This is a genomic window from Streptomyces sp. NPDC111520, from assembly GCF_055635295.1.
This window is the reverse complement of the sequence record NZ_JBVKBW010000037.1, coordinates 1-20,537: the sequence shown is the minus strand read 5'-3', so window position 1 is coordinate 20,537 and position 20,537 is coordinate 1. Positions and strand designations below refer to the sequence as shown.

Below are 20,537 nucleotides of genomic sequence, written 5' to 3'. Positions count from 1 at the left end.
CGCCCTGCCGCCGGGGGCCGGGGTCCGGTGGCAGGGCGACCGTAGTCCGCAGCGGGCCGGCTCCCGGGCCCTATCGGGCCGCCCCGCGGCCGAGGCCCAGCAGCCGGCCGATCAACGCCGTCAGGAGCGCTGCCCGTTGGGGCATCGCGGACAGGTCGGCGTACTCGCCCGGCGCGTGCGCATGGTCGCCCACCGCGCCCAGGCCGTCCAGGGTGGGCACTGCGAGCCCGGCGGTGAGGTTGCCGTCCGAGCCGCCGCCGACCGCCGCTTGGCGCAGCGGGGCCAGCCCCAGCGCCCGGGCCTCCAGCACCGCCGAGGCGAACAGGTGCGCCGAGTACGCGGACTCCAGCGCGTACCGGTTGATGCCCCCGTCCAGTTCCAGGCGGGCACCTGCGGCCACGGGCTCCAGCGCGCGCAGGGCGGCGTCCACCCGCTCCAGCTCGGCCGCCGACCATGCCCGCACGTCCACCCGCACCGAGGCTTGCTCGGGAACCGTGTTCATCGAGGACCCGCCCGACAGCACCGTCGGGGTCACGCTGGTGCCCTGCGCGCAGTCGCCCAGCGCGGCGATGCGCAGCACTTGGCGGGCGACTTCCACGGTGGCGTTGACGCCCTTGTGCGGTTCCAGTCCCGCGTGCGCCGCCTGTCCGCCGACGTCCAGCCGGTAGGTGCCGATGCCCTTGCGCGCGGTCTTCAGCGCCCCGTCCGCGCTAGGTTCCGGCACCAGCACCGCCCGGCAGCCGCGGGCGGTGTCCTCGATCAGCGCCCTCGAGGACGGGGCGCCGAGCTCCTCGTCGCTGGTGAGCAGGACCGCGACGCCCTCGATCGAGGGCAGCAGCCGCAGGGCCGCGAAGAGCTGCACGATGCCGGCCTTCATGTCGAAGACACCGGGGCCGGTCGCCAGCTCGCCGTCCACCGCAAACGGCCACCGGGCCAGCGTGCCGGTCGGCCACACCGTGTCGAAGTGGCCGAGCACCAGCACGTCGCCGCTGCCCGAGCCCGGCCACAGCAGGTGGGGCCGCCCAGCCGACTCCAGGCGCCGGGGCGGGCTCCCCAGCGCCCGGGTGCCGAGTTCCGCGACCAGGTCCGCACACAAGTGCAGCGCCGGCAGGTCCGCCGAGTACGACTCCCGCTCCACCAGCGCGGCCAGTTCGTCCCGCATCCGCGGCGCCTGCGCGGCGGCCGCGGCGAGCAGCGGGGCGCGCCTCACCTCGCCACCGCCTTCCCGGCAGCCCGCTCGCCGTGGCCCGCCCGCAGCACACGGCCCTGCCGCCCGCCGGTGAACTCCCCGCAGTCCACCACGACCTCTCCGGCGAGCACCACGTATGGGATACCCGTCGGCCTGACGTCGGGCACCGCGTAGGTGCCCTCATGGCCGACCGTCTCCGGGTCCAGGACACACAGGTCGGCGATGGCGCCTGGCCCCACCCAGCCGCGCCCGACCAGGCCGAACTGGGCGGCGGTCGCCGAGGTCGCCTTGCGGACCGCCTCTGGCCAGTCGACCACCTTCTCCTCCCGTACGTAGTGGCCCAGGAACCGCGGGAAGCAGCCCCAGGTGCGCGGATGGTCGAGCCCGGTGGGCATGCCGTTGTCCGAGCCGATGCCGACCAGCGGATCGGCCATGATCGCGCGCAGGTCGGACTCGGCCATCATGGTCGGCACGATCATCGCGTTCACATCGGCCGTGATCAGGGAGCACAGCACCTCCCACGCGTCGTCCGCGCCGCTGATCCCCGCCAGGGTCCGGCCGACGGTGCGGGCGTCCCGGTGACGGTTGATCAGCACGTCGGCGGGCGATACCTGGCGCCACAGCCCCGCCGCAACCGCCTGCGCCGGGTCCTCGGCCCTGGCACGAAGCCGGGCACGCTCGGCCGGGTCGGCCATCCGGGCCAGCAGCGCCTGGGCGCCTCCGGCGAGCGCCTCGGGCGGCAGCAGGGCGTGCAGCATGGTGCCGCCGGCCAGGTAGGGATACTGGTCGCCGCGGACGTCCACCCCAGCCACCCGCGCCGCGTGCAGCTTCTCCAGCAGCACCGCGGACTTGCCGTGATTGGGCCGGCCCGCCGCCTTGCAGTGCGAGATCTGCACCGGGATCCGTGCCCGCCGGCCGATCTCGATCACCTCGTCGAGGGCGTCCTCCAAGGCGTCGCTTTCGTCCCGCATGTGGGTCGCGTACGGGCGCCCCCACCGGTGGGCGACCTTGCCGAGTGCCACCAGTTCCTCGATGTCAGCGTAGGCTCCCGGGGTGTAGATCAGCCCGCTGGACAGTCCGGCGGCACCCGCGGTGAACGCCTCCTCGGCCAACGCGCACATAGCCTGAAGCGCCCCCGGCGCCAGCCGCCGGTCCATCCCGTTGGCCGTCAGGCGGAGTGTGTGGTGCCCGACCAGTACGGCCATGTGATTGGTGGGACCGGCGGCCTCGATGTCGTCGAGGTAAGCGGCAAAGGACCGCTCCCGGTACGCGGCCCCGGCCGCCAGGTCACCGAACAGGGCCCGGGCCTCCCGGGCGGCCGCGTCGTCCATCGGGGCCGGGGAATAGCCGCAGTTGCCGGCGATCTCGGTTGTCACGCCCTGGAACAGCTTGAAAGGCTGCGGCTCGGACATCATCGGGACCATGTCCGAGTGGCTGTGAGGGTCGATGAATCCCGGCGCGACCACCAGCCCCTCAACGTCGATCACCCGCCTGGCGGGCCCCAGACCGGGGCCGACCGCCACCACCCGGTCGCCCGTCACCGCGACGTCCGCCCGCACGCCGCTCGACCCCAGGCCGTCGTGGACGGTTCCCCCGCACAACTTCAGGTCGTACACGCCGTCTCTCCCCACTGTCGTTGCCTGCGACGGCAGTCTCGCCGCGGGCAACCGCCCCCACCTCGTCCTTGGCGACCAATCCCGCCCGGCGGCCATGTGGCCGCGCACATACCCGTGCCGGGCCGGGCGTGCGACCGTATGGGCTTTGGAAGGACCGAACGTGACGAACCATTGCGCACACCCCTCCCTGGCACGGATCCTCGGTCTGCTCGGGACCTCCGCCGCCCGCCTGCTCACCGCACCGGCGGGTTGTGACATCCCGGTGACCGAGCACACCGTCCTGGACGTCACCGAGGACGAGGGGCCGGCCCGCGCCGGCGCGATGCTGCTGGCCGTGGGGATGCGTCCCGACGCCGAGGCGCTCCTGGACGCCCTGCCGGCCCTGGGCCGGGCACACGTCGCGGCAATCGCCCTCAAGACCCGCGGGGCCGACACCGGCCCGCTGGTTAAGGCCGCCACGGCCGCCGGCGTCGCCGTGCTCGCCGTCGCCGACGTCATTCCCTGGCGGCACGTCGACGCACTACTCGCCGCCGCCGCGGGCAACGCCGGGCAGGACGGACCGGGTCTCCCCTCGGCCGGCGCGGTCGGTGACCTGTTCGGTCTGGCCAACGCCGTGGCGGCGATGGTGGGCGGGGCCATCACCGTGGAGGACCCCCAGCAGCGGGTTCTCGCCTACTCCAACCTTCCCGGCCAGCCGATCGACGACCCGCGGCGCGACACCATCCTCGGGCGGCAGGTGCCCCGGGACGAGGGCTACCAGAGGATCTACCGGCGGTTGTGGCGCGCCCCCGGCGTCATCCGGATCGGTGACGCCGCGCCGCTGCCCCGCATCGCCGTGGCGGTCCGCGCCGGTACCGAACTCCTCGGCTCCCTCTGGGCGGTGGAGTCCGGCAACCCGCTCGGCCCCGAGGCGGAGCAGGCACTGGCCGACGCCGCAGGGGTGGCGGCGCTCCACCTGCTCAGGCTGCGCCGCGCCACGGAGCTGGAGCGCCGGGCACGCGGCGAACTGCTCCGCTCCCTGCTCGCAGGCCGGCCCCCTTCCGCGGCCAGACTCGGCATCGAATCCGGCCTGATGACCGTGCTCGCCTTCGAACTGCCCTCCGCGTCCGGCACTCCGGTCGGCGTCCTCGGCCTGCAGGTCGCGGACCTGGTCACGGCCTGCGCGGAGACGCTGGCCTCCGCCGCCTCCTGTGTCGTGGACGGCCCGGTCGTGTACGCCTTGCTCCCGCTTGCGGAGGACATGCCCCGGACCCGGTTGGCGGCACTGGCCGCCACCGTCGTCAGCCGCTGCGAGGAGTCGCTGCACACCCGGCTGCGAGCCGGTATCGGATCCACGGTCGCCGACTTCGCGGACGTGCGGCGCTCACGCCAGGAGGCGGACCGAGTGCTGGCCGTGCTCGCCACCGGACCACGCGGTACCCGTGTCGCCTCCATCGAGGACGTGCGCTGCCAGGCGATCCTGCAGGAACTCCAGGAGACCGTCGCCGGCAACCCGCGGATCCAGCTCGCCTCGGTCACCGCCATGCTGCGCCACGACGCCGAGAAGGGCACCCGGTACGCCGAGACCCTCCTGGCCTATCTCGACGCTTTCGGCGACACCACCGTCGCGGCGGACCGCCTGCACATCCACCAGAACACCTTCCGGTATCGCGTCCGCCGGGTCGGGGAGCTGTTCGGCGTGGACCTGGGGGACGCGGACCAACGCCTGGTGCTCTGGCTGCAGCTGCGGCTGACGGTCGGGGAGGGCCGAGCGGCGACAGCCGCCGACCAAGGACGCCGCGTGGTCGGCGCCCACCAAGTCCCCGGCCAGGATTGATCTGCCGCAACGAAGCAGTCGCCGGCGGATGCAAACAAAGTAAGGGGGTGGCTACTTCACCCTCAGCCGCCCTCAAGGGCGCCGCAAGCGACGCGCGGTATCGTGCGGCGGCCGCCGCGGCGGCCGCCCAGGCCCGTGCCGGAGTCGACGTGCGAGAACTCACCGGCCTGGCCGCGCTGACAAGCGCGGTCCGCCTGTTCGCGGACGTCTGGAACACCGTCCCGGACCGCCCCCCGCTCAACTCCGACCTCATGCGGGCACTCGCCCATACGGGCAACTACGTGGTGGGTGCCTTCGAGGGCGAGGAACTGCTCGGCGCGTCCGTCGGCTTCCTCGGGCTGCGCGACCGGCCGACGCTGCACTCCCACATCAGCGGCGTCCGGGCCGGCGCCCAGGGACGCAGCATCGGCTTCGCGCTCAAACTCCACCAGCGCGACTGGGCGGTCCGCCGCGGGATCGAGAACATCACCTGGACCTTCGACCCGCTGGTACGGCGCAACGCCCACTTCAACCTGGTCAAGCTCGGTGCCCAGGCGACCGAGTACCTGACCGACTTCTACGGCGACATGACCGACGGCATCAACGCGGGCCAGCACAGCGACCGACTCCACCTCACCTGGCCGCTACTCGCCCCCCACGTCGTCGAACGCCTCGACGGCGTGCCGGGCCGCCGCCCCGTGGAACCCGGTGCCGCCGCTCGTGCCGAGCCGCGGCTGGCGCAGGGCGCGGACGGCGGCCCCGAACCGCACCCGACCAGCGCGCAGGCCCAACTGGTCTGGATACCCCCCGACATCGAGGCCGTGCGCAGCGAGAACCCGGCCCGCGCCACCGCGTGGCGGCTCGCCCTGCGCACCGCCCTGACCGGCGCCCTCGCCGAGGGCTACACGATCCGGACCTGCACCCGGTCCGGGCACTACCTACTCACCCGGAGGAACCCCTCGTGAAGATCACCGGATGCGAACTGCGGCGCATACGGATGCCACTTGTCGAGCCGTTCCGCACATCGTTCGGCACCCAGCACGCCCGCGAGCTGCTGCTCCTGCGCATCGTCACCCCCGAGGCGGAGGGCTGGGGCGAGTGTGTGGCGATGAGCGACCCGCTGTACTCGGCGGAGTACCTCGACGGTGCCGAGCACGTCGTCAAGCGCTTCCTGCTGCCCCGGCTCGCCGCGGCTGCCGACGTGACGGCCGCACACCTCGCCCCGCTGCTCGCACCGGTCAAGGAGCACCGCATGGCGAAGGCGGCCCTGGAGATGGCGGTGCTCGACGCCGAACTGCGGGCCGCCCGAGTGCCCTTCGCCCGCTACCTCGGTGCGGTGCACGACAGGGTCCCGGCCGGTGTCTCCGTCGGGATCATGGACTCGGTCGACCGGTTGCTCGACGCGGTGGCCGGATACCTGGACGAGGGCTATCTGCGCATCAAACTGAAGATCCAGCCCGGCTGGGACGTGGAACCCGTCCGGGCCGTACGCGAACGCTTCGGCGACGAACTGCTGCTCCAGGTCGACGCCAACACCGCGTACACCCTCGCCGATGCACCCCAGCTCGCCCTCCTGGACCCGTTTGGTCTGCTGTTGGTCGAGCAGCCCCTGGCCGAGGACGCCGTGCGCGGACACGCCGAACTGGCCAAGCGGATCCGCACGCCCGTCTGCCTGGACGAGTCGATCACCTCGGCGCGTGCCGCGGCCGACGCGCTGACCTCCGGGGCCTGCTCGATCGTCAACATCAAGCCCGGCCGGGTCGGCGGCTACCTGGAAGCCCGGCGCATCCACGACGTCTGTACCGCCATGGGGGCCCCGGTGTGGTGCGGGGGCATGCTCGAGACCGGGATCGGCAGGGCCGCCAACGTGGCGCTGGCCGCGCTTCCCGGCTTCGTCCTGCCCGGGGACACCTCGGCGTCCGCGCGGTACTACGCCCAGGACATCACCGCCCCCTTCGTCCTGTCTGACGGACACCTGCAGGTGCCCGACGCACCGGGGTTCGGCGTCGAGATCCAGCCGGACGTCCTTGCGGAGGTCACCGTCTCCAGCCACTGGGTGACCCTGGACTGCCTGCGATAGGTCTCACGGGCCCGGGGCCACGCCCCGAGCCCCCACCGCCGGCAGCCGGACCTCCGGGCGGGGCCGGCTGCCGCGCGAGGCGTCGGAATGTCAGCCGGTCTGCCGTGCCCCGCGAAGGTGGTCGACGGCGATGCGGGCCACGGTCCCGATCACAGCGTCGGCCGGCGGGTTCGCGTACGCCAGCGAATCGGGGCAGGTGAACACGGCGACGGCGTACCGGCCGCCGTCCCGGTACTCCACCACCCCGACCTCGTTGCGGACGAACGGTAGGGTGCCGGTCTTGCCCGCGACGGTCACCGAGTCGCCCGGGAAGCCGCTGCGCAGCCGGTGCGGCCAGACCTGCAGCCCGAGGATGCGGCGCATCGCCGTGCAGGACTCGGCCGACGCCGCCTGGTCTTGCCAGATCATCGAGAGCAAAGCGGTCAGAGAGCGGGCCGTCCCGCGGGTGCCGGATGGGATGTGCAGCGCGCGGGACCCCCGCAGCCGATCGATCTGCGCAGCACTGAGCTCGGTGACGTCGGCGCCGCCCAGTACTTCATCGAACGCGTCGTAGATGTCCTTGCAGGTTCCCTCCACACGTACCTCCTTCAGGCCCAGCCTCTCCATCCGGGCGTTGACGGCGTCGATGCCGAGCAGCTCGCACAGGACGTCGGTCGCGGCGTTGTCACTCACGCTGATCATCCAGTAGGCCAGGTCGCGCAGCGAGACCTCGACCGGGTCGACCATGACCGACAACCCGGTCGGACCGGGCGACCGGCCTGCCTGCGGCAGGAGCATACGACTGCTCAGGTCGATCGCGCCCTCGTCGGCCCGGGCGTGGAGCTCCACAAGGATCGGGATCTTGCAAACACTGGCCAGGAGCACCGGGTCGTCCGCCCCGTACTCGAACTGCACACCACTGTCGATGTCGACGGCGTGGACGGACCCCGCGGATCCGGCCGCCGTGAACGCCTCGGCAATGGCGCGCCGCACCTCCTCGGGACCGGTCTGGGCCCCGTTGCGACCTCCGGGCGCACTACCGACCGTCGTCGTGGTCTCCTTCATGGCGCTGACCCCTTCCAGGATGTCGTGTCACTCGGGGGCGCCCCGCCCGTGTCACCTTCGCCGGGAACACGGGGCACGAGGCGCGGGAGCAGCATGCACACAGGAGAAGGACCGCGTCTTCGTCGGCAGCAACAAGGACGGCAGCCGCGTTGCGGTGGGCGAACCATGGCGCCGGAACATGCACCGGGCTCCGTGGGGCGTGGGGCGGATAGCCCCGTGCCCGGCTTCGGCGCCGCCTACGCCCGCGCCGAACTGGACCCGGTCACGCAGACCACCCGCTTCGCCGTCGGACAGGCCCGCTACGGCATCGGCAGCCTCCTGGCATCGCCGCCGGGCTGCCGGTACGTCCACCATCCGCACCGCATCGGCGACGCCGACTTCAAGCCCTCCGGGCTCGCCGCCCCGCGGCCGCCGGCTTCCTGATCCCGCCCACGCTCCACACGTCCGAACCGGGCGCCGCACAGGCCTTCATCAAGCGGCACGGCCCGGCCATCCACAAGCCGCTGCCCACTCTGCTCTACCCGATCGACGGCGTCACCAGCACCGTGCACGTCGACGACGTCACGCCCGAAGAGATCGACGCACGGGTCGCCGGCACCATCCACGGGTTCCAGCACCGCATCGACATTGCGCACCTGGTGCGCAGCGCACGCCGCCTGCGCAGTCACGCAGGCAGTCAATCACGCTGCTTCGCCCGGTGCCTGCTGATGCGCACTCTGCTGCTCTGGGGGCCGTGTTGCGCATCCATGTTGGATGGTCGGCTGGTGAGTTGGGGGCAGTGCGTGCGTGGCCTGCGATGGTGACGGCGAATCCGGTTCGGCAAGATTGATCACGACATCACACAGGCCTCCTCGGAGTGCTGGCGCGGCCTTTCATCGTCACCTGTGTTGCGGCGGGCGTTCCCGCACGCTATGGAATGCCGAGCTCGAAGAGGACGTAGCCCGCATATGAACCGGAGGCCGCCGCGGCGATGGCGAGCACCGTGAAGCGTGTACGAGGTCCGAGCCCGCGCATGGCGACAGCGACGGGGATGAATAGCGGGAAGGCCGGGAGTAGATAGCGGGAGACGTTGGCGAAGATCTGCTGGCTGCCGAGGACGAGGGCGAGGGTCAGCGCGGTGTATGTCATCAGCACGGCAGGGGGGCGCAGCCACATCAGCAGCGGGATCAAGATCAGTGCCAGCACGACGGTGCTCACACTCACGATGTCCGCGTAGGGCCACGCATAGAGGTAGTCGAAGTGGCCCACGGGAACGGACCGAAACACTTTGAGGCTGTGGGCGCCGTAGTCGAACTCGTGGGCCCAAGCGTGCTTTTGGAGCTTGAAATAGCCGCCGTAGTCGCCCATCTGGTGGCCCACCCACAGCAGATAGCCGAGCAGGCCGAGCGGGGCGATCGTGACGGCCGCCGCCGGGCGCAGGATGAGGTCCGGCCACCTTAGTCCGGCTGGTTGCCGTATCTCCTTTCGCTGCCGCAGAAGTGAGAGCAGGGCGGCAATGGTGAGGGCTGCGATCAGTGCGGAGGCCGTGGGGCGTGTGAGGCCCGCAGCGCAGGTGAGAATCCCGGCGGTGAGCCATCGACGACACATGACGGCGTGACAGGCCCAGACGGCGAGGGCGGTGTAGAGGGATTCGGAATAGCCTGACCATTCCATGCCCGACCCCGGCCATACGGCCCATAGTCCGGCGGCGGCGAGCCCGGCCTGCCTTCCGCCGAGCCGGGTGGTCACGGCGTAGATCCCTAGCGCGGCCGCGAACGAGGTGACGACGGAGACCAGGAGGCCGGCCCCGAACAGGTTGAGGCCCGTGCATGCGGAGACCAACCTCATCAGGGCCGGATAGAGGGGGAAGAACGCCGCCGAGTTGCCTTCCAGGGTGACCAGGCCGGTGGCTCCGGGAACGGGTACGAGCGCGGGGTGGTATCCGTGCGCGGCGATCTGCTGGTACCACCAGCCGTCCCAGGTGGCGAGAACGTCCCAGGCATGGGCGCCGCCGCCGTAACGCGGCTGCTTGCCCAGGTAGTCCCCGGAGGAGTGCAGCAGGTAGAGGAAGACGGTGAAGCCGATCAGCTTGAGCGTCCCGTACAGCGCGAGCACGGGCGTGTAATGACGCGCTGCTCGGCGCAGTCGCCGCCATCGGCCGTGCTCGGCCGCGGCGGTCTGGGAAGCCGTGGTGACCAGGGCGGTGAGTTCCGGTGGTGCGGGAAATCGAAGGGAAGAGGTGCCGTGGTCGGAGCTTCGGGCTGGGTTGGTCATGAAGCCTTCTCTCCCGTCCGGCCGGCATGCGAGTGGGCGGGGAACACCCAGGACCGGTAGAGCAGGAAACGCAGCAGCGTCGCGACCAGGTTCGCGCCGATGAGGACCGCTGCTTCCACCAGAAGTGCGGCATTGGAGGTCCCGGCGCGCAGTAGGGCCAGCGCACCGCTGGTGAGGGCCAGGCCGGCCGCGAATACGGTCAGGCCCTTGAACTGATGGCGCATCGCGCCGCCCCGGCCGCGCAGTCCGAAGGTGAGTCGCCGGTTGGCAGCCGTGCTGGCGAGGGCGCAGATCAGCAGTGCCAGGGCGTTGGCGGACTGCGGTCCCGCCGCGGGACGCAAGGCTGTGTAGAGGAGTATGTATGCCGCTGTGCTCAGCACTCCCACGGCAGTGAATCGTGTCAGCTGGACGGTGAGGCCTCCTGGTTGCGTGGTGCCCTCGCACCGGCACAGTTCGGCGACTGGAAGGGAGCCGCGGCCCAGTGCCCGGGCGATCCTGGCGATACCGCGCAGGTCTGCCAGCACCGTCGGCAGGATGTCGACCCTGCTGTCGGGGTCGTCCACCCAGTCGACCGGAACTTCGTGGATCCGCAGCCCGGCCCGTTCGGCGATCACCAGCAGCTCCGTGTCGAAGAACCAGCCCGTGTCTTTCACCAAAGGCAGCAGCCGCTCGGCGACGTCACGGCGTACCGCCTTGAAGCCGCACTGCGCGTCGGAGAAGCCCACGGCCAGGGTGGAGCGCAAAAGGACGTTATAGCAGCGGGAGATGATCTCCCGCTTGGGGCCGCGCACAACGGTCGAGCCCCGGGCCAGTCGTGTTCCGATGGCGATGTCGGAGTGCCCGGAGATCAAGGGTGCCACCAGGGGGAGCAGCGCGGTCAGTTCGGTGGACAGATCCACGTCCACGTACGCGAGTACCGGGGCCTTGGAGGACGACCATGCTGCGTGCAACGCCCGGCCGCGCCCCTTATCGGCCGTCCGCACCCACTCGGTCCCCGGCAGTTCGCCGGCCAGCCGGGCGGCGATCTGCGGGGTGTCGTCGGTACTCGCGTTGTCCGCGACCGTGATGCGGAACGGGTAAGGGAACGTGGCGCACATATGCGCGTGCAGGCGCCGCACGCCCGGTTCCAGAGCGGTCTCCTCGTTGAACACCGGGACGACCACGTCCAGGACGGGCTGTGGGTGGTGCACGGGCAGCGCCGTGCGCAGGGGCCACCGGTCCGCCGCAGTGACAGGCAAGGCATATCTCACTACTTATCCGTTTTAAGTTCTGGTGCAGGGTGGTGCCAAGTCCAAGGGCTTTTCCCGGAAATCCTCGGCAGGCAGACGACGCTCAGGGGGGCACCTGGGGCCTGGCGGGACGTCACTGCGTCCGCCTCGCCGCCGGGGCCAACAGCGCCGTACGCCCCGAAATGGTGTAACGCCGAATCTAGCCCAGCACCCTCAGCGCCGAGGCCACGGGAAATGGTCACGGATGCCACAGAACGGGACTTCGTCCGGGCGTTGTCCTTGCAGGGCGGGAACGCGGGAGGAGAAAGATGACACGGCGCTCAGCCGTGGAGGGAGAGAAACCCACGTGAGCTGCGCAGGCGCTTCGGTAGCAACCTCCGACATTGGTCATCGCGGAGATCGGCGTTCCCCGAGCCTCCTTCGACCGTGGCATCAGCTCAAGAAGGGACCCCGGGCCATCAAGCTCTCCGAACGAAGCCGTGCGCATCCGCCGCCGGAGTTTGACCGCTGGATCGCATCGGTGGAGGAAGCCGCGTGAACCAGCGCGAACCCGATGCCACCGCATGCGCCCGCGAGAAGGGGCGGTCGCTCCCTGCTGCCTCGCCTGCGGCCAACCTGTCCACCGACATGCGGGTCTGAAAAACAATGAGGTCCGCAGTAAGAGGCGCCCTACCAGGTCCGTTGGATGGTCTCGGGCAAGGTCAAGTCCGCCAGCTTCCCCAACTGTCGTGGGCCGGCTCCGTCAACGGTGCCGGCCCACGACTTTCTCTTGTCTATCGCTTGTGAGTCAGAGGCGCGGTTGCTCAGCGTCCCCTGGGGGAAGGTGCCGGCTTGGGGGCAGGGATGTCGTAGACGTGGTGCGGGGTCGCGATCTTGGTGACTTCCTTGGCGATGAGCGTGCTCGGTGAAGTTCCCTGGTATCGGACATCCGTGGTGGCGTGCAGTACCAGGGTGGCCTTGGTTTGCGGGAGATAGACAGCCAGCGTCTGGTAGCCGGGCAGGGAGCCGTTGTGCCCGATCCATCCGTGGTTGTTGAACAGGCCCAGGCCGTACCCCAGTCCCTTGATGTCCGTGGGCAGGAACTTCGTGCGTTCCACCTGCGTGGTGTGCTTAAGCAGGCTGCCCTTTGCGAGAAGGGGTGCCCAGCGCTGGACGTCTGCCAGGGTCGAGATCATGGCGCCGGCGGCGCCTCCGTTGGATGGGTTCCAGGTCGTGGCGTCCACGATCGAGCTGTCATCGCTCAGCGGGTTACCGGTGTATCCATGGGCACGCGGTGCCGGGAACTCGGCACCCTTGGGAAGGAAAGTGTGCTGCAGGTGGGCCGGCTTGAGGATGTGGTGCTGCAGGTAGCGGCCGAGTGATTCGCCGCTGACCTTTTCCACCACCATGCCAAGGAGCACATAGTTGGTGTTGCTGTAGTGGTACTTGGTGCCGGGGGCGGCCTCGGGAGAGTGCTTGAAGGAGTAGGGAAGGAGTTCCGCGGGCTTCCACTGGCGGTGCGGGTTGGTTGCCCAGGCCATCCCCCAGTCCTGGTCGGCCATGTATTCGGCGAGTCCGCTGCGCATCTCCAGTAGGTGCCGAAGCGTAATGCGGTGGCCCTGAGGCACACCCCGCACGTACCGGGAGATCGGATCGTCCAGGTGCACCTTCTTCTGGTCGACCAGTTGCAGCACCACGGTGGCAGTGAAGGTCTTGGTGACGCTGCCGATTCGCATGTTGGCGCGGGTGGACATCGGGGCCCTGGTGTCCTTGTCGGCCACTCCGAAGCCGCGGACGTAATCGCCCTTGCCGGGTATCGACAGGCTCACGACCGCGCCCGGTACCTTAGCCTGGCGCATGACCTTGGTGATGGCACGGTCGAGCTGTGCGCGCACCCCCGGGGTGAGGTGCCGCGCCGAGGAGCCGTGAGAGACCGAGGCGGCCGGCTTCAGGGACTCGGGGCCAGCCGGATGGTCTGCGGAGCCGAGAGCATGCGCCACGGGACTGGCCGAGAGGAGTACACCGGCACTCAGGACCGCCGCGATCGCGCCGTTGCGACGAGTGGCCATACGACGGCCGAGGCGACCGGAGGACTTGTCAGGCATTCTGCGCCCTTTCTCATGCGGGTCGCCTCTCTTGGCCACCCGGCGTGCTTCCAGCCTCGGTGCCGTCGGGGTGTCCGATCTCGCCCGCACGGATGTATCCGCGCCTCCGCCGCAGGGATGAACCCGGCCTTAGCCTCCCTCGGGAGACTGTCACCAGGACTATGCCGGTTCCCTGTCTAGATATGGCTGGCATTTCCTCTGCCTGGCGCATTACCTAAAACCGCAGTGGAAAGATGGCGGCATACGATCCAGATCCCGCCCTCTTGAGGATGTCTGCGCTGCTGGTCGTACTCCCCCGCTCAGCGGACAAAGCACGTGCTGGTCACCGGGCGGCCCCGCACGACGGCGTGGCCGTACGGAATCACCCTTACCGATCAACATCAGGCTTACCAGGTGTTGTAAGGGTTGACCTTCATGCACGCGTTTTCGTCGGCGGCGTTAAGCGCGTCTGCGTTTTTCAGGACTTTCTTGGTGTCGGCAAGATCCGGCTTTGGGTAACTTTTTCCGGTCCTCCAGTCGGCGCCGATCACCAGGGTAATGGATGCGACAGCGTCCGATTTTTGTACGGAACTGGTCGGCAGGCCAAGCGATCCAGCAACCGCCAAGGCACCGGGCTTTTGGTCACCTCGGGAGTAGGTGACCGTGGTGCCGGACTGGGATTTCGGCGTGTTGTCCGCGGCTGCCCGGGCGTACCCGAGGGATGCCAGGTGTTCGGAGACAGCACCCGCCCGGCCCTCCACAGCGGCTTCAGAAGCCGTACCCGTCCCATTCTGCACGATGATCTCTATCGCGGCCTTGGCCGAAGTTTTGGCGGGCTTCGGGGAAGGAGTCCTTCCCTTCTTCCCGGACGCCTTGCCGTCGATGGGGTCGTCGTTGCGTAGCAAAGTGAAGAGTTTGGCTGCGTCGGGACCCGGCACCACATGTGCTTGCGGGTTCTGCGGGTCTTCGCGCCACGGCATGGTGGTGGTCGTCATTCGGGCAGTGGGTACCCGTTTGATGTCGTTGCCCAGGTCGTACAGTTTCTTGACGGTGCCCAGGCCTTCGTCGACGGTGAGCGCCTTGGTCGCCGCCTCAGCCAGTCCCATCAGTTTGCCCGGGTCGCTGAGCTTGGCGCCTGACTTCAGTTGCCGCGCCATCGCGTTCATGTACATGTGCTGCGCGTGGGTGCGGCCGACGTCGCTGCCGAACTCGAAGCCGTGCCGGGTTCGCAGCCACTGAAGCGCCTGCTTGCCTTTGATGACCGTGGTGCCTGCGCGGAGCTTCAACCCGGACTTGCTGTCCTGTACGTTTTTGTCGACGCAGACCGGGACGCCGCCGACGGCATCGGCCATCGACACCACTCCGGCAAAGTCGATCATCATGAAGTGGTCGATGTGGATGCCTGTGAGGTTTTCCCAGGTGGCCACTGTGCAGCCTGGTCCGCCGTGCTGGAGGCTGGCATTGATGATCTCTGACGACGTCTCGGGGTAGACGGTGCCGTCTTCGTCGGTGCACTTGGGGATGGTGATGCGGGTATCGCGCGGGATGCTGACCACGGCAATGTTGCTGCGGTCGGCGGAGACATGCAGCAGCATCTGGACGTCGGCGCGCGGCTTCTGGCCGGCGGTTTCCTTGGCGCCACCGAGCTTGAGATTGGCGGCGTTGTTCCGGCCGTCCGAGCCCAGCAGCAGGATGTTCAGGGGAGTCTGACCCGCCGCGTTCGCCTTGCTCTTGGGAGCTCTCTTCGCGCCGATGTTGAGAGCGTCCTTCTTGATGTTCGCGTTCAGGTGACGGTAGTAGGCCCAAGCGGCGCCCGCCGCCCCGACTATCACCAGCGAGGTAACCACCGCCACCCACCGCAAAGCCCGCCGTCGGCCCCTTTTACGTCGGCGACCGCTCCGCCGTCTGCCGTGGCCCCCGGCCGCCTCGGAGACAGAGTCCCCCCCTGGGCGGCGCTGTCGCGGCGGTGCCGGAAGCTGCGCCTCCGGGGCGAGAGCGGACTCAGCTAGGAGCAACTCCGAGTCGTCGTACATGGCGGCGCCGAACGGATCACGCGGCTGACAGCCACCGTGCGAGGACTGCGGTGGCACATACCCACAGCGCTCTTCAGCCTGGTACGGATCACTGCCCCACCCAGCTTCGTGGGGATCGTGGGGGGAGCTCGCTCTCCCAGGGCTCTCGCCATGACGCATGTAGACCCTCCCATGAACGTGCTGGTCACTCCAGTCACCGAGTACGCCGTAGCGCGGATCATGGGTGATGTTCAGCTCCGCGACTGCCGAGACGCGTTGGGCCCCGGACAGCACTGCTCGCGGATGGTTGGGCACGGTACAGAGCACCTTTGCAGGAACCTGGCAGACAACCACGCCACGAAACCGTGAAGGCATCCGGAAGCAGTTCCACCGAGCGGTCAGGAGGCCGCGGAGGTCCTCGGTGCCCTAGTACTCGGGGTCGAGCCACGCACTGTCGTCGCCTGCCGAGATGGTCAGCAGCATCCGGGGATGGACCCGTCCAGCGACATCGGTCACCTCGGTGGTCAGTGGCCAATCAGGAGCCCGGGTCATCATCGCCACGGCCTTGAGGTGCTTCTCGTTGAAGACGAGTAACGCCCTCCCCCGCCGGGACGGGAGAGGCCCCGTGTCGGGCATGGGCCACGGCCCGTGTTCTGAGGAGATCTGGCGGCGGTGCTCCCGGACACCTTCACCGCGTTCTACTCCCTGCACCACAAGGCCTACCTGCGGTACGCGCACGCGGAGCCAGGCACGTCTGCTGCGCGACTTCGGTCAGGACCCCTTGGCCAACACCTCGTGGCCGCCGGCGACTGACCAGGCACTGACGCACTGGCTGTGGTCCCCGCACTGGCTGCCGCCCGGGACAGAGGCCGTTCCCACGATCGTCACGGTCGACCTCAATTCAGTGGGCGTTCACGATGCTGGCCTGTCGGGCGCGATGACGACGCTGCGGTCCTCAGGGTAGGGGTAGTAGACGGTGGTCTCGGCGGCTTCCGGGTGCTCGCGGGACAGCAGGGTCTCCAGGGTGCTGCGCGCCTCGTCCAGCGCCCGCAGTGCGGCGCCCACTTTCTTGTGGGGTACCCCCTCGGCTCCACTGCTCGGGTACACCCTGTCGAGCTGGACAGCGCGGTGAGCGACACGGATGCCGGCAAGAACACGGCCCATCTCGATGTGTTCATCCAGGGTGAGACGGGGCTTCCTGGGCATGCAGGTCTCCGATTGGCCGATGAGTAGCGGCGGAATGCTCAACGACAGATGTGCGCGAGGGGCCCCGACACCGCCGCCATTGGGGGCCCAGATCGACCGACTGAAACGAAGAGCAAAGACGGGGCTTTCCGTGATCCACCCGCAGCGCCGGGCACGTCCACGCTCACCAAAATAGAACAGGTGTACGATGGATTATGTGGAGGCGGCGAGCATGCACGATGATGCGCGTCGCGCCGAGTTCGGCGCGCACGTCCTGCACGTGCGCGCGGACCGCACGGTGCGCGAGGCCGAGTACGTGGCACTGCTGGGGCTGCTGGGTGAGGTCACCCCGGTGGTGCAGCCCCTGCCGCCGGCCGCGGCACTCGCCGACGTCGCCGGCGCCTTGCGGTACTGGGACCGCACCCCATACGAGCTGGCCCAGCGGATCCAGGCCCGGGCGCTGGCCGCCGGGGCGCCCGTGCACATCGGTGTGGCCGCAACCTGGGCGGTCGCGGCGATGGCCTCCACGCATCCCGGCCGCGGCGGCATCCGCGTCGTCCCCGACCATCACCAGGCACTCCGCGCGTTCCTCGACCCGCTGCCGGTCCGTGACCTGTACGGGGTAGGGCCGGTCCAAGCCTCCACGCTGGAGCAGTACGGGCTGACGACCGTGGGCCGCCTGGCCCGCCAGCCCCTGCAAACCATCCAGCGGATCCTGGGTGGCCGGGAGGGGCGGCTGGTGCACGAGCGGGCACGAGGCGTCGACCCGCGGCCGGTCACCCCGTCCGAGCTGCCGCAGAGCATCTCGGTCCAGCGGGTCCTGGACCGCGACACCCTCGACCCGTCTCTGGTGCGCACCGAAATCCTCGACGCCGTGGTGGACCTCGCCCATCAGCTTCGCGAACGCCGTCAGGTCGCCCGGGGCATCGCTCTCGGTGTGTCCTTCGCCGGTGGCAGCAGCATGTCGCGGTCCCGGACCCTGGCCGAGCCGAGCGCGTTCACCGACGACCTGCGGGACGCGGCAATGGCAGTGTTCGAACGTCTCGGTCTGGAGCGGGCCCGGGTGCGTGGAGTCTCAGTCCGTGTCGAGCACCTGGTCCACGCAGTGGGCACAGCGCAGCAGCTCAGCCTCGACGCCAGCCGCGAGAACAGCCGACGCCTGGACCCGGTCGTCGACCGGCTCAATGCCCGCTTCGGGCCGGGCGCTGTCACCCGGGGCGCACTCGCTCACCGCCGCCACAGCGCCTGACCCAGTCGACGACCCGTGCACGACGACCTGCCCACCGAACTCGCCCGCCTCCGCGTGATCGAGTTCCATCTGCTGCAGCAGCTACGCCGGGTCCGCGAGCAGATCTACGAGGTGGAGACCGGCGACCAGCCCTGGGTATCAGGCCCCGCACCAGGCTGGCGCCTGCAGCGCCTCCCGGGCGCTGCAGGCCGACCGGCCCGGTACGTCCTGCACCGCCAGGACTGCTGGATCAACGACGGCCAGGTACTCACCCCTGCCGAAGCCACCGCATGGGCCGCCCGGTGGGATGTGCGAGCCTGCGAGCTGTGCAAACCCGACCCGCAGACCGGCAGGACGTTATCGGGTACACACGCCACGGACGGGACATTCCCCGGCAGTGGAACCGGATGCGATCCGGGTCGTCCGCTGATCGTGGGCTGGAAGGTGAGCGGGCCCGCCAGCCAGGCGAGGGTGTCGAATCCGCCGTATCAGGATTCTCCGGAACCCTCTCCAGAGCGCTCTGGAGACCTGGTCCCAGTACGCCTTGTCGCGGGCGCATCGTGATCACTGCGCCGGAGTAGCCCACCGCGCACCGAACCGCCCTGCCATTCACGCTGTCGGTATGCGCGCGATCTGGACCGGCTACGTGAGCTTCGGCCTGGTCACCATCCCCGTCCATCTCTACTCCGCGACCGAGGAGCACGGCACCGGATTCCACCAGGTCCACGCCAGCGACGGAGCCCGCATCCGGCACCGGAGGGTCTGCGAGCGCGAAGACGTGGAGGTCCCGCAGTCGGAGATCGCGCGCGGCTGGGACCGGCCTGACGGCCGCACCGTCGTGCTCCTCGACGAGGACCTGGCCGCCCTCCCCCTTCCAACGAAGCGCACCGTCGACGTCCTCGGCTTCGTCAACGAGCGCGACGTCGACCCACTGCTCTACGCCAAGCCCTACTGGGTCGGCGCGGCCGGCGAGCAAGGCCAGCGGCCCTATGCGCTCCTGGTGGAAGCGCTGGCCCGGCACGGGACGGTCGCCGTCGCCAAAGTCACCTTGCGCACCCGGGAGCAGCTGGCGATCCTGAAGCCGCGCCACGGCATGCTCGTCCTCCACACGCTGCTGTGGCCGGAAGAAATCCGCGAGCCCGACGACCTCTCCAGCCCGGCGCCGGTGACCGAGCGCGAGCTGGAGCTCGCCGAGTTGCTCATGGACCAGCTCACCGGAGTCGACATCGCAGGGCTGCACGACGACTACGCGGCTGCCCTGGAGCAGTTGGTGGCCGCGAAGATGACCGGAGCCGGGCTGGAGGAGCCGGAAGAGCCGGTGCCGCCAGTGGACCTGATGGCGGCACTGGAGGCCAGCATCCGCGCGACGGGAAAGCGCTGAAGCAGACCGAACTGGTCCGTGTAGATCGGCTCAGCCTGCAAGAGCGATCAGGTCCTCAGTCGGCCGGGGGTGTGACCCCGGAGGGTTTCCGTCGGGGTGTTCGTTGATCCATTCCAGGCCGCCGAGGTCAAGTCGGGTGCGTGCGCGGGTGACGGCAACGTAGGCGAGGCGGGCGTCGGCGTCGTCGATCGGGCCGGGCAGGGGGTTGCCGTGCTCGTCGCGTTCATCGCTGTCCTTGGGCGGGTAAAAGTCGTCGGCGATCTCGACCTCGGGCCATTCGCGGCCCTTGGCTTTGTGCGCGGTGGAGATCGTCACCTGGGCGTCGCTCTCGGGTACGAGGCGGCCCACCGCGGCCAGGACGGCGTCCGTGCCGTGATGGTCGACGAGGTCGACCAGGGGCTGCAGGTCACCGCCGGCGGGGTCGTGTTCGGCGTAGTCCTGCAGCTGGCCCCAGGAGGTGAACAGCACCAGCTCGGGATGGGAGGTGCGACGTCCGTCCTGCAGGTCCCGAGCGGCCAGCGCCAGAGCGCGCAGGGCCTGGCCGCCCCCGACCAGCGCGACCCTGCGGCCCTTGGCGAGGAAGCGGAAAATATGGGCCATGGCGCCGATGTTGCTGCGGCACAGCACCGCATCCGGCTTCGTCACCGCACCGACCTCGGTGGGGATCGCCTCGGTGCCTTCCAGGCGGATCGGGGCGCCTGCGATCGCCAGCCACCGATTGGCCTCCAGCGCGAGGATGGGGCCGAAACGGAACGACCGCGTCAGCGACAGGGCGGTGCCGTCGAAGCCAGTCATGACGTCCTTGGCGCCACGCCAGCCGTAGATGGCCTGCGCGGAGTCGCCGACCATGACCAGCTGGGCGTGGCCGCGCTGGTTGAGCAGGACTTGCTCGAGGACGGGGTTGGTGTCCTGGGCTTCGTCCAGGAGCACAAAGTCGGTGTGCAGTTTCGGGTCGGACAGGGCCCAGATCTTCAGGTAGTGGTCGTGTTCGAAGCGAACGGCGCCGGTGTTGGAGTGCTGCAGGTCGGCCCACGCGGCGCGGGCGTAGGGCAGGATGCGGCGGGCGAGTTCCGCGTGCAGGCTTGCGGCTAGACCGCGAAGCGGGGGCACATGGTGGTGGTCGATGGTGGGGTCGGCGGACTGGCAGAACCTGGTGACGGTGCGCTGCGCCGTCGAGGTCAACGTCGCGGGCCTGACGACCTGGTTGCCGATGCGCATGGGCTTGGTGATGCCGAGCGCGTCGGCGGTGTGCCGACCGGGCAGCCGGGGACCGTTCAAGCGGGCCCGGTAGCGATGCCCGACGGCGGCATAGGCCAGGGAGTGCGCGGTCTTGCACAGCACCGTGCCGGGGAAGCGGCCGGCAGCGTCTAGGTGTATTGACCCGCAGCGTTGTTGACGCGGCTGATCGGGGGCTTGCCTCCGAGTGCGGTGTGGCAGCGGTGGTGGTTGTAGGTGTGGAGGA

The 20,537-nt window shown here is 69.7% G+C and carries 16 protein-coding genes and 1 pseudogene; 8 read left to right on the top strand and 9 right to left on the bottom strand.

Annotated elements, in window-relative coordinates:
- Window positions 1–70 precede the first annotated feature (70 nt).
- Together ACZ7MY_RS41595 and ACZ7MY_RS41590 are read right to left on the bottom strand one after the other, a co-directional pair.
- The gene (locus tag ACZ7MY_RS41595; protein ID WP_499611242.1) at window positions 71–1,210 is read right to left on the bottom strand and encodes a M20 family metallopeptidase; all 1,140 of its coding nucleotides are present in this window, start codon (window positions 1,208–1,210) and stop codon (window positions 71–73) included.
- Window positions 1,207–2,805 carry an N-acyl-D-amino-acid deacylase family protein gene (locus ACZ7MY_RS41590; protein ID WP_499611240.1) on the bottom strand — a complete coding sequence of 533 codons (1,599 nt, stop codon included), beginning with the start codon at window positions 2,803–2,805 and terminating at the stop codon, window positions 1,207–1,209. The genes ACZ7MY_RS41595 and ACZ7MY_RS41590 overlap by 4 nt, the downstream gene beginning before the upstream one ends.
- 160 nt (window positions 2,806–2,965) lie before the next feature.
- On the opposite strand from ACZ7MY_RS41590, the gene ACZ7MY_RS41585 reads away from it, so the two are divergent.
- Genes ACZ7MY_RS41585 through menC form a run of 3 tightly spaced genes read left to right on the top strand, consistent with a single transcriptional unit; the run spans window position 2,966 to window position 6,680 of the window.
- Entirely contained in the window at window positions 2,966–4,621 is a 1,656-nt protein-coding gene (locus tag ACZ7MY_RS41585) for a PucR family transcriptional regulator (protein ID WP_499611238.1), read from the top strand.
- A gap of 47 nt (window positions 4,622–4,668) precedes the next feature.
- The gene (locus ACZ7MY_RS41580) at window positions 4,669–5,565 is read left to right on the top strand and encodes a GNAT family N-acetyltransferase (protein ID WP_499611236.1); all 897 of its coding nucleotides are present in this window, start codon (window positions 4,669–4,671) and stop codon (window positions 5,563–5,565) included.
- Window positions 5,562–6,680: an o-succinylbenzoate synthase gene (menC, locus tag ACZ7MY_RS41575; protein ID WP_499611233.1), complete on the top strand. Its 1,119-nt coding sequence runs from the start codon at window positions 5,562–5,564 to the stop codon at window positions 6,678–6,680. Before ACZ7MY_RS41580 ends, menC begins: the two co-directional genes overlap by 4 nt.
- A 90-nt stretch (window positions 6,681–6,770) precedes the next feature.
- On the opposite strand, the gene ACZ7MY_RS41570 is transcribed toward menC, so the two are convergent.
- Window positions 6,771–7,724 (bottom strand): serine hydrolase, encoded by a 954-nt coding sequence (locus ACZ7MY_RS41570; RefSeq protein WP_499611231.1) that lies wholly within the window; start codon window positions 7,722–7,724, stop codon window positions 6,771–6,773.
- A 216-nt stretch (window positions 7,725–7,940) separates the two neighbouring features.
- Between ACZ7MY_RS41570 and ACZ7MY_RS41565 the strand changes: the two genes are divergently transcribed.
- Both ACZ7MY_RS41565 and ACZ7MY_RS41560 read left to right on the top strand, forming a co-directional pair.
- Window positions 7,941–8,147 carry a hypothetical protein gene (locus ACZ7MY_RS41565; RefSeq protein ID WP_499611229.1) on the top strand — a complete coding sequence of 69 codons (207 nt, stop codon included), beginning with the start codon at window positions 7,941–7,943 and terminating at the stop codon, window positions 8,145–8,147.
- A 122-nt stretch (window positions 8,148–8,269) separates the two neighbouring features.
- Window positions 8,270–8,527, top strand: coding sequence for a hypothetical protein (locus tag ACZ7MY_RS41560; protein WP_499611227.1), 258 nt, complete (start codon window positions 8,270–8,272; stop codon window positions 8,525–8,527).
- A 106-nt stretch (window positions 8,528–8,633) separates the two neighbouring features.
- On the opposite strand, the gene ACZ7MY_RS41555 is transcribed toward ACZ7MY_RS41560, so the two are convergent.
- The 5 genes from ACZ7MY_RS41555 to ACZ7MY_RS41535 all read right to left on the bottom strand — a co-directional run bounded on the left by ACZ7MY_RS41555 (window position 8,634) and on the right by ACZ7MY_RS41535 (window position 16,346).
- Window positions 8,634–9,977, bottom strand: coding sequence for a putative hexosyltransferase (locus ACZ7MY_RS41555; RefSeq protein ID WP_499611224.1), 1,344 nt, complete (start codon window positions 9,975–9,977; stop codon window positions 8,634–8,636).
- On the bottom strand, window positions 9,974–11,215 hold the full coding sequence (locus ACZ7MY_RS41550; RefSeq protein ID WP_499611222.1) for a bifunctional glycosyltransferase family 2/GtrA family protein: 1,242 nt from the start codon (window positions 11,213–11,215) through the stop codon (window positions 9,974–9,976). Before ACZ7MY_RS41550 ends, ACZ7MY_RS41555 begins: the two co-directional genes overlap by 4 nt.
- A gap of 794 nt (window positions 11,216–12,009) precedes the next feature.
- Window positions 12,010–13,290, bottom strand: a complete 1,281-nt coding sequence (locus tag ACZ7MY_RS41545) for a serine hydrolase domain-containing protein (RefSeq protein WP_499611220.1) — start codon at window positions 13,288–13,290, stop codon at window positions 12,010–12,012.
- A gap of 386 nt (window positions 13,291–13,676) precedes the next feature.
- Entirely contained in the window at window positions 13,677–15,116 is a 1,440-nt protein-coding gene (locus ACZ7MY_RS41540; RefSeq protein ID WP_499611217.1) for an LCP family protein, read from the bottom strand.
- A 1,077-nt stretch (window positions 15,117–16,193) separates the two neighbouring features.
- A complete protein-coding gene (locus ACZ7MY_RS41535; RefSeq protein WP_499611215.1) occupies window positions 16,194–16,346 on the bottom strand; it encodes a hypothetical protein in 153 nt (50 codons plus the stop codon).
- Window positions 16,347–16,698: 352 nt separating this feature from the next.
- Between ACZ7MY_RS41535 and ACZ7MY_RS41530 the strand changes: the two genes are divergently transcribed.
- Genes ACZ7MY_RS41530 through ku form a run of 3 tightly spaced genes read left to right on the top strand, consistent with a single transcriptional unit; the run spans window position 16,699 to window position 19,075 of the window.
- Window positions 16,699–17,715, top strand: a complete 1,017-nt coding sequence (locus ACZ7MY_RS41530) for a DNA polymerase Y family protein (protein WP_499611213.1) — start codon at window positions 16,699–16,701, stop codon at window positions 17,713–17,715.
- A gap of 15 nt (window positions 17,716–17,730) precedes the next feature.
- Window positions 17,731–18,258 carry a DUF6233 domain-containing protein gene (locus ACZ7MY_RS41525; RefSeq protein WP_499611211.1) on the top strand — a complete coding sequence of 176 codons (528 nt, stop codon included), beginning with the start codon at window positions 17,731–17,733 and terminating at the stop codon, window positions 18,256–18,258.
- A 58-nt stretch (window positions 18,259–18,316) separates the two neighbouring features.
- A complete protein-coding gene (gene ku, locus ACZ7MY_RS41520; RefSeq protein WP_499611208.1) occupies window positions 18,317–19,075 on the top strand; it encodes a non-homologous end joining protein Ku in 759 nt (252 codons plus the stop codon).
- A 30-nt stretch (window positions 19,076–19,105) separates the two neighbouring features.
- Here ku and ACZ7MY_RS41515 read toward each other — a convergent pair.
- Window positions 19,106–20,455 (bottom strand): annotated as a pseudogene (locus tag ACZ7MY_RS41515) (UvrD-helicase domain-containing protein); the annotation flags it as partial.
- Between the last annotated feature and the right edge of the window lie 82 nt (window positions 20,456–20,537).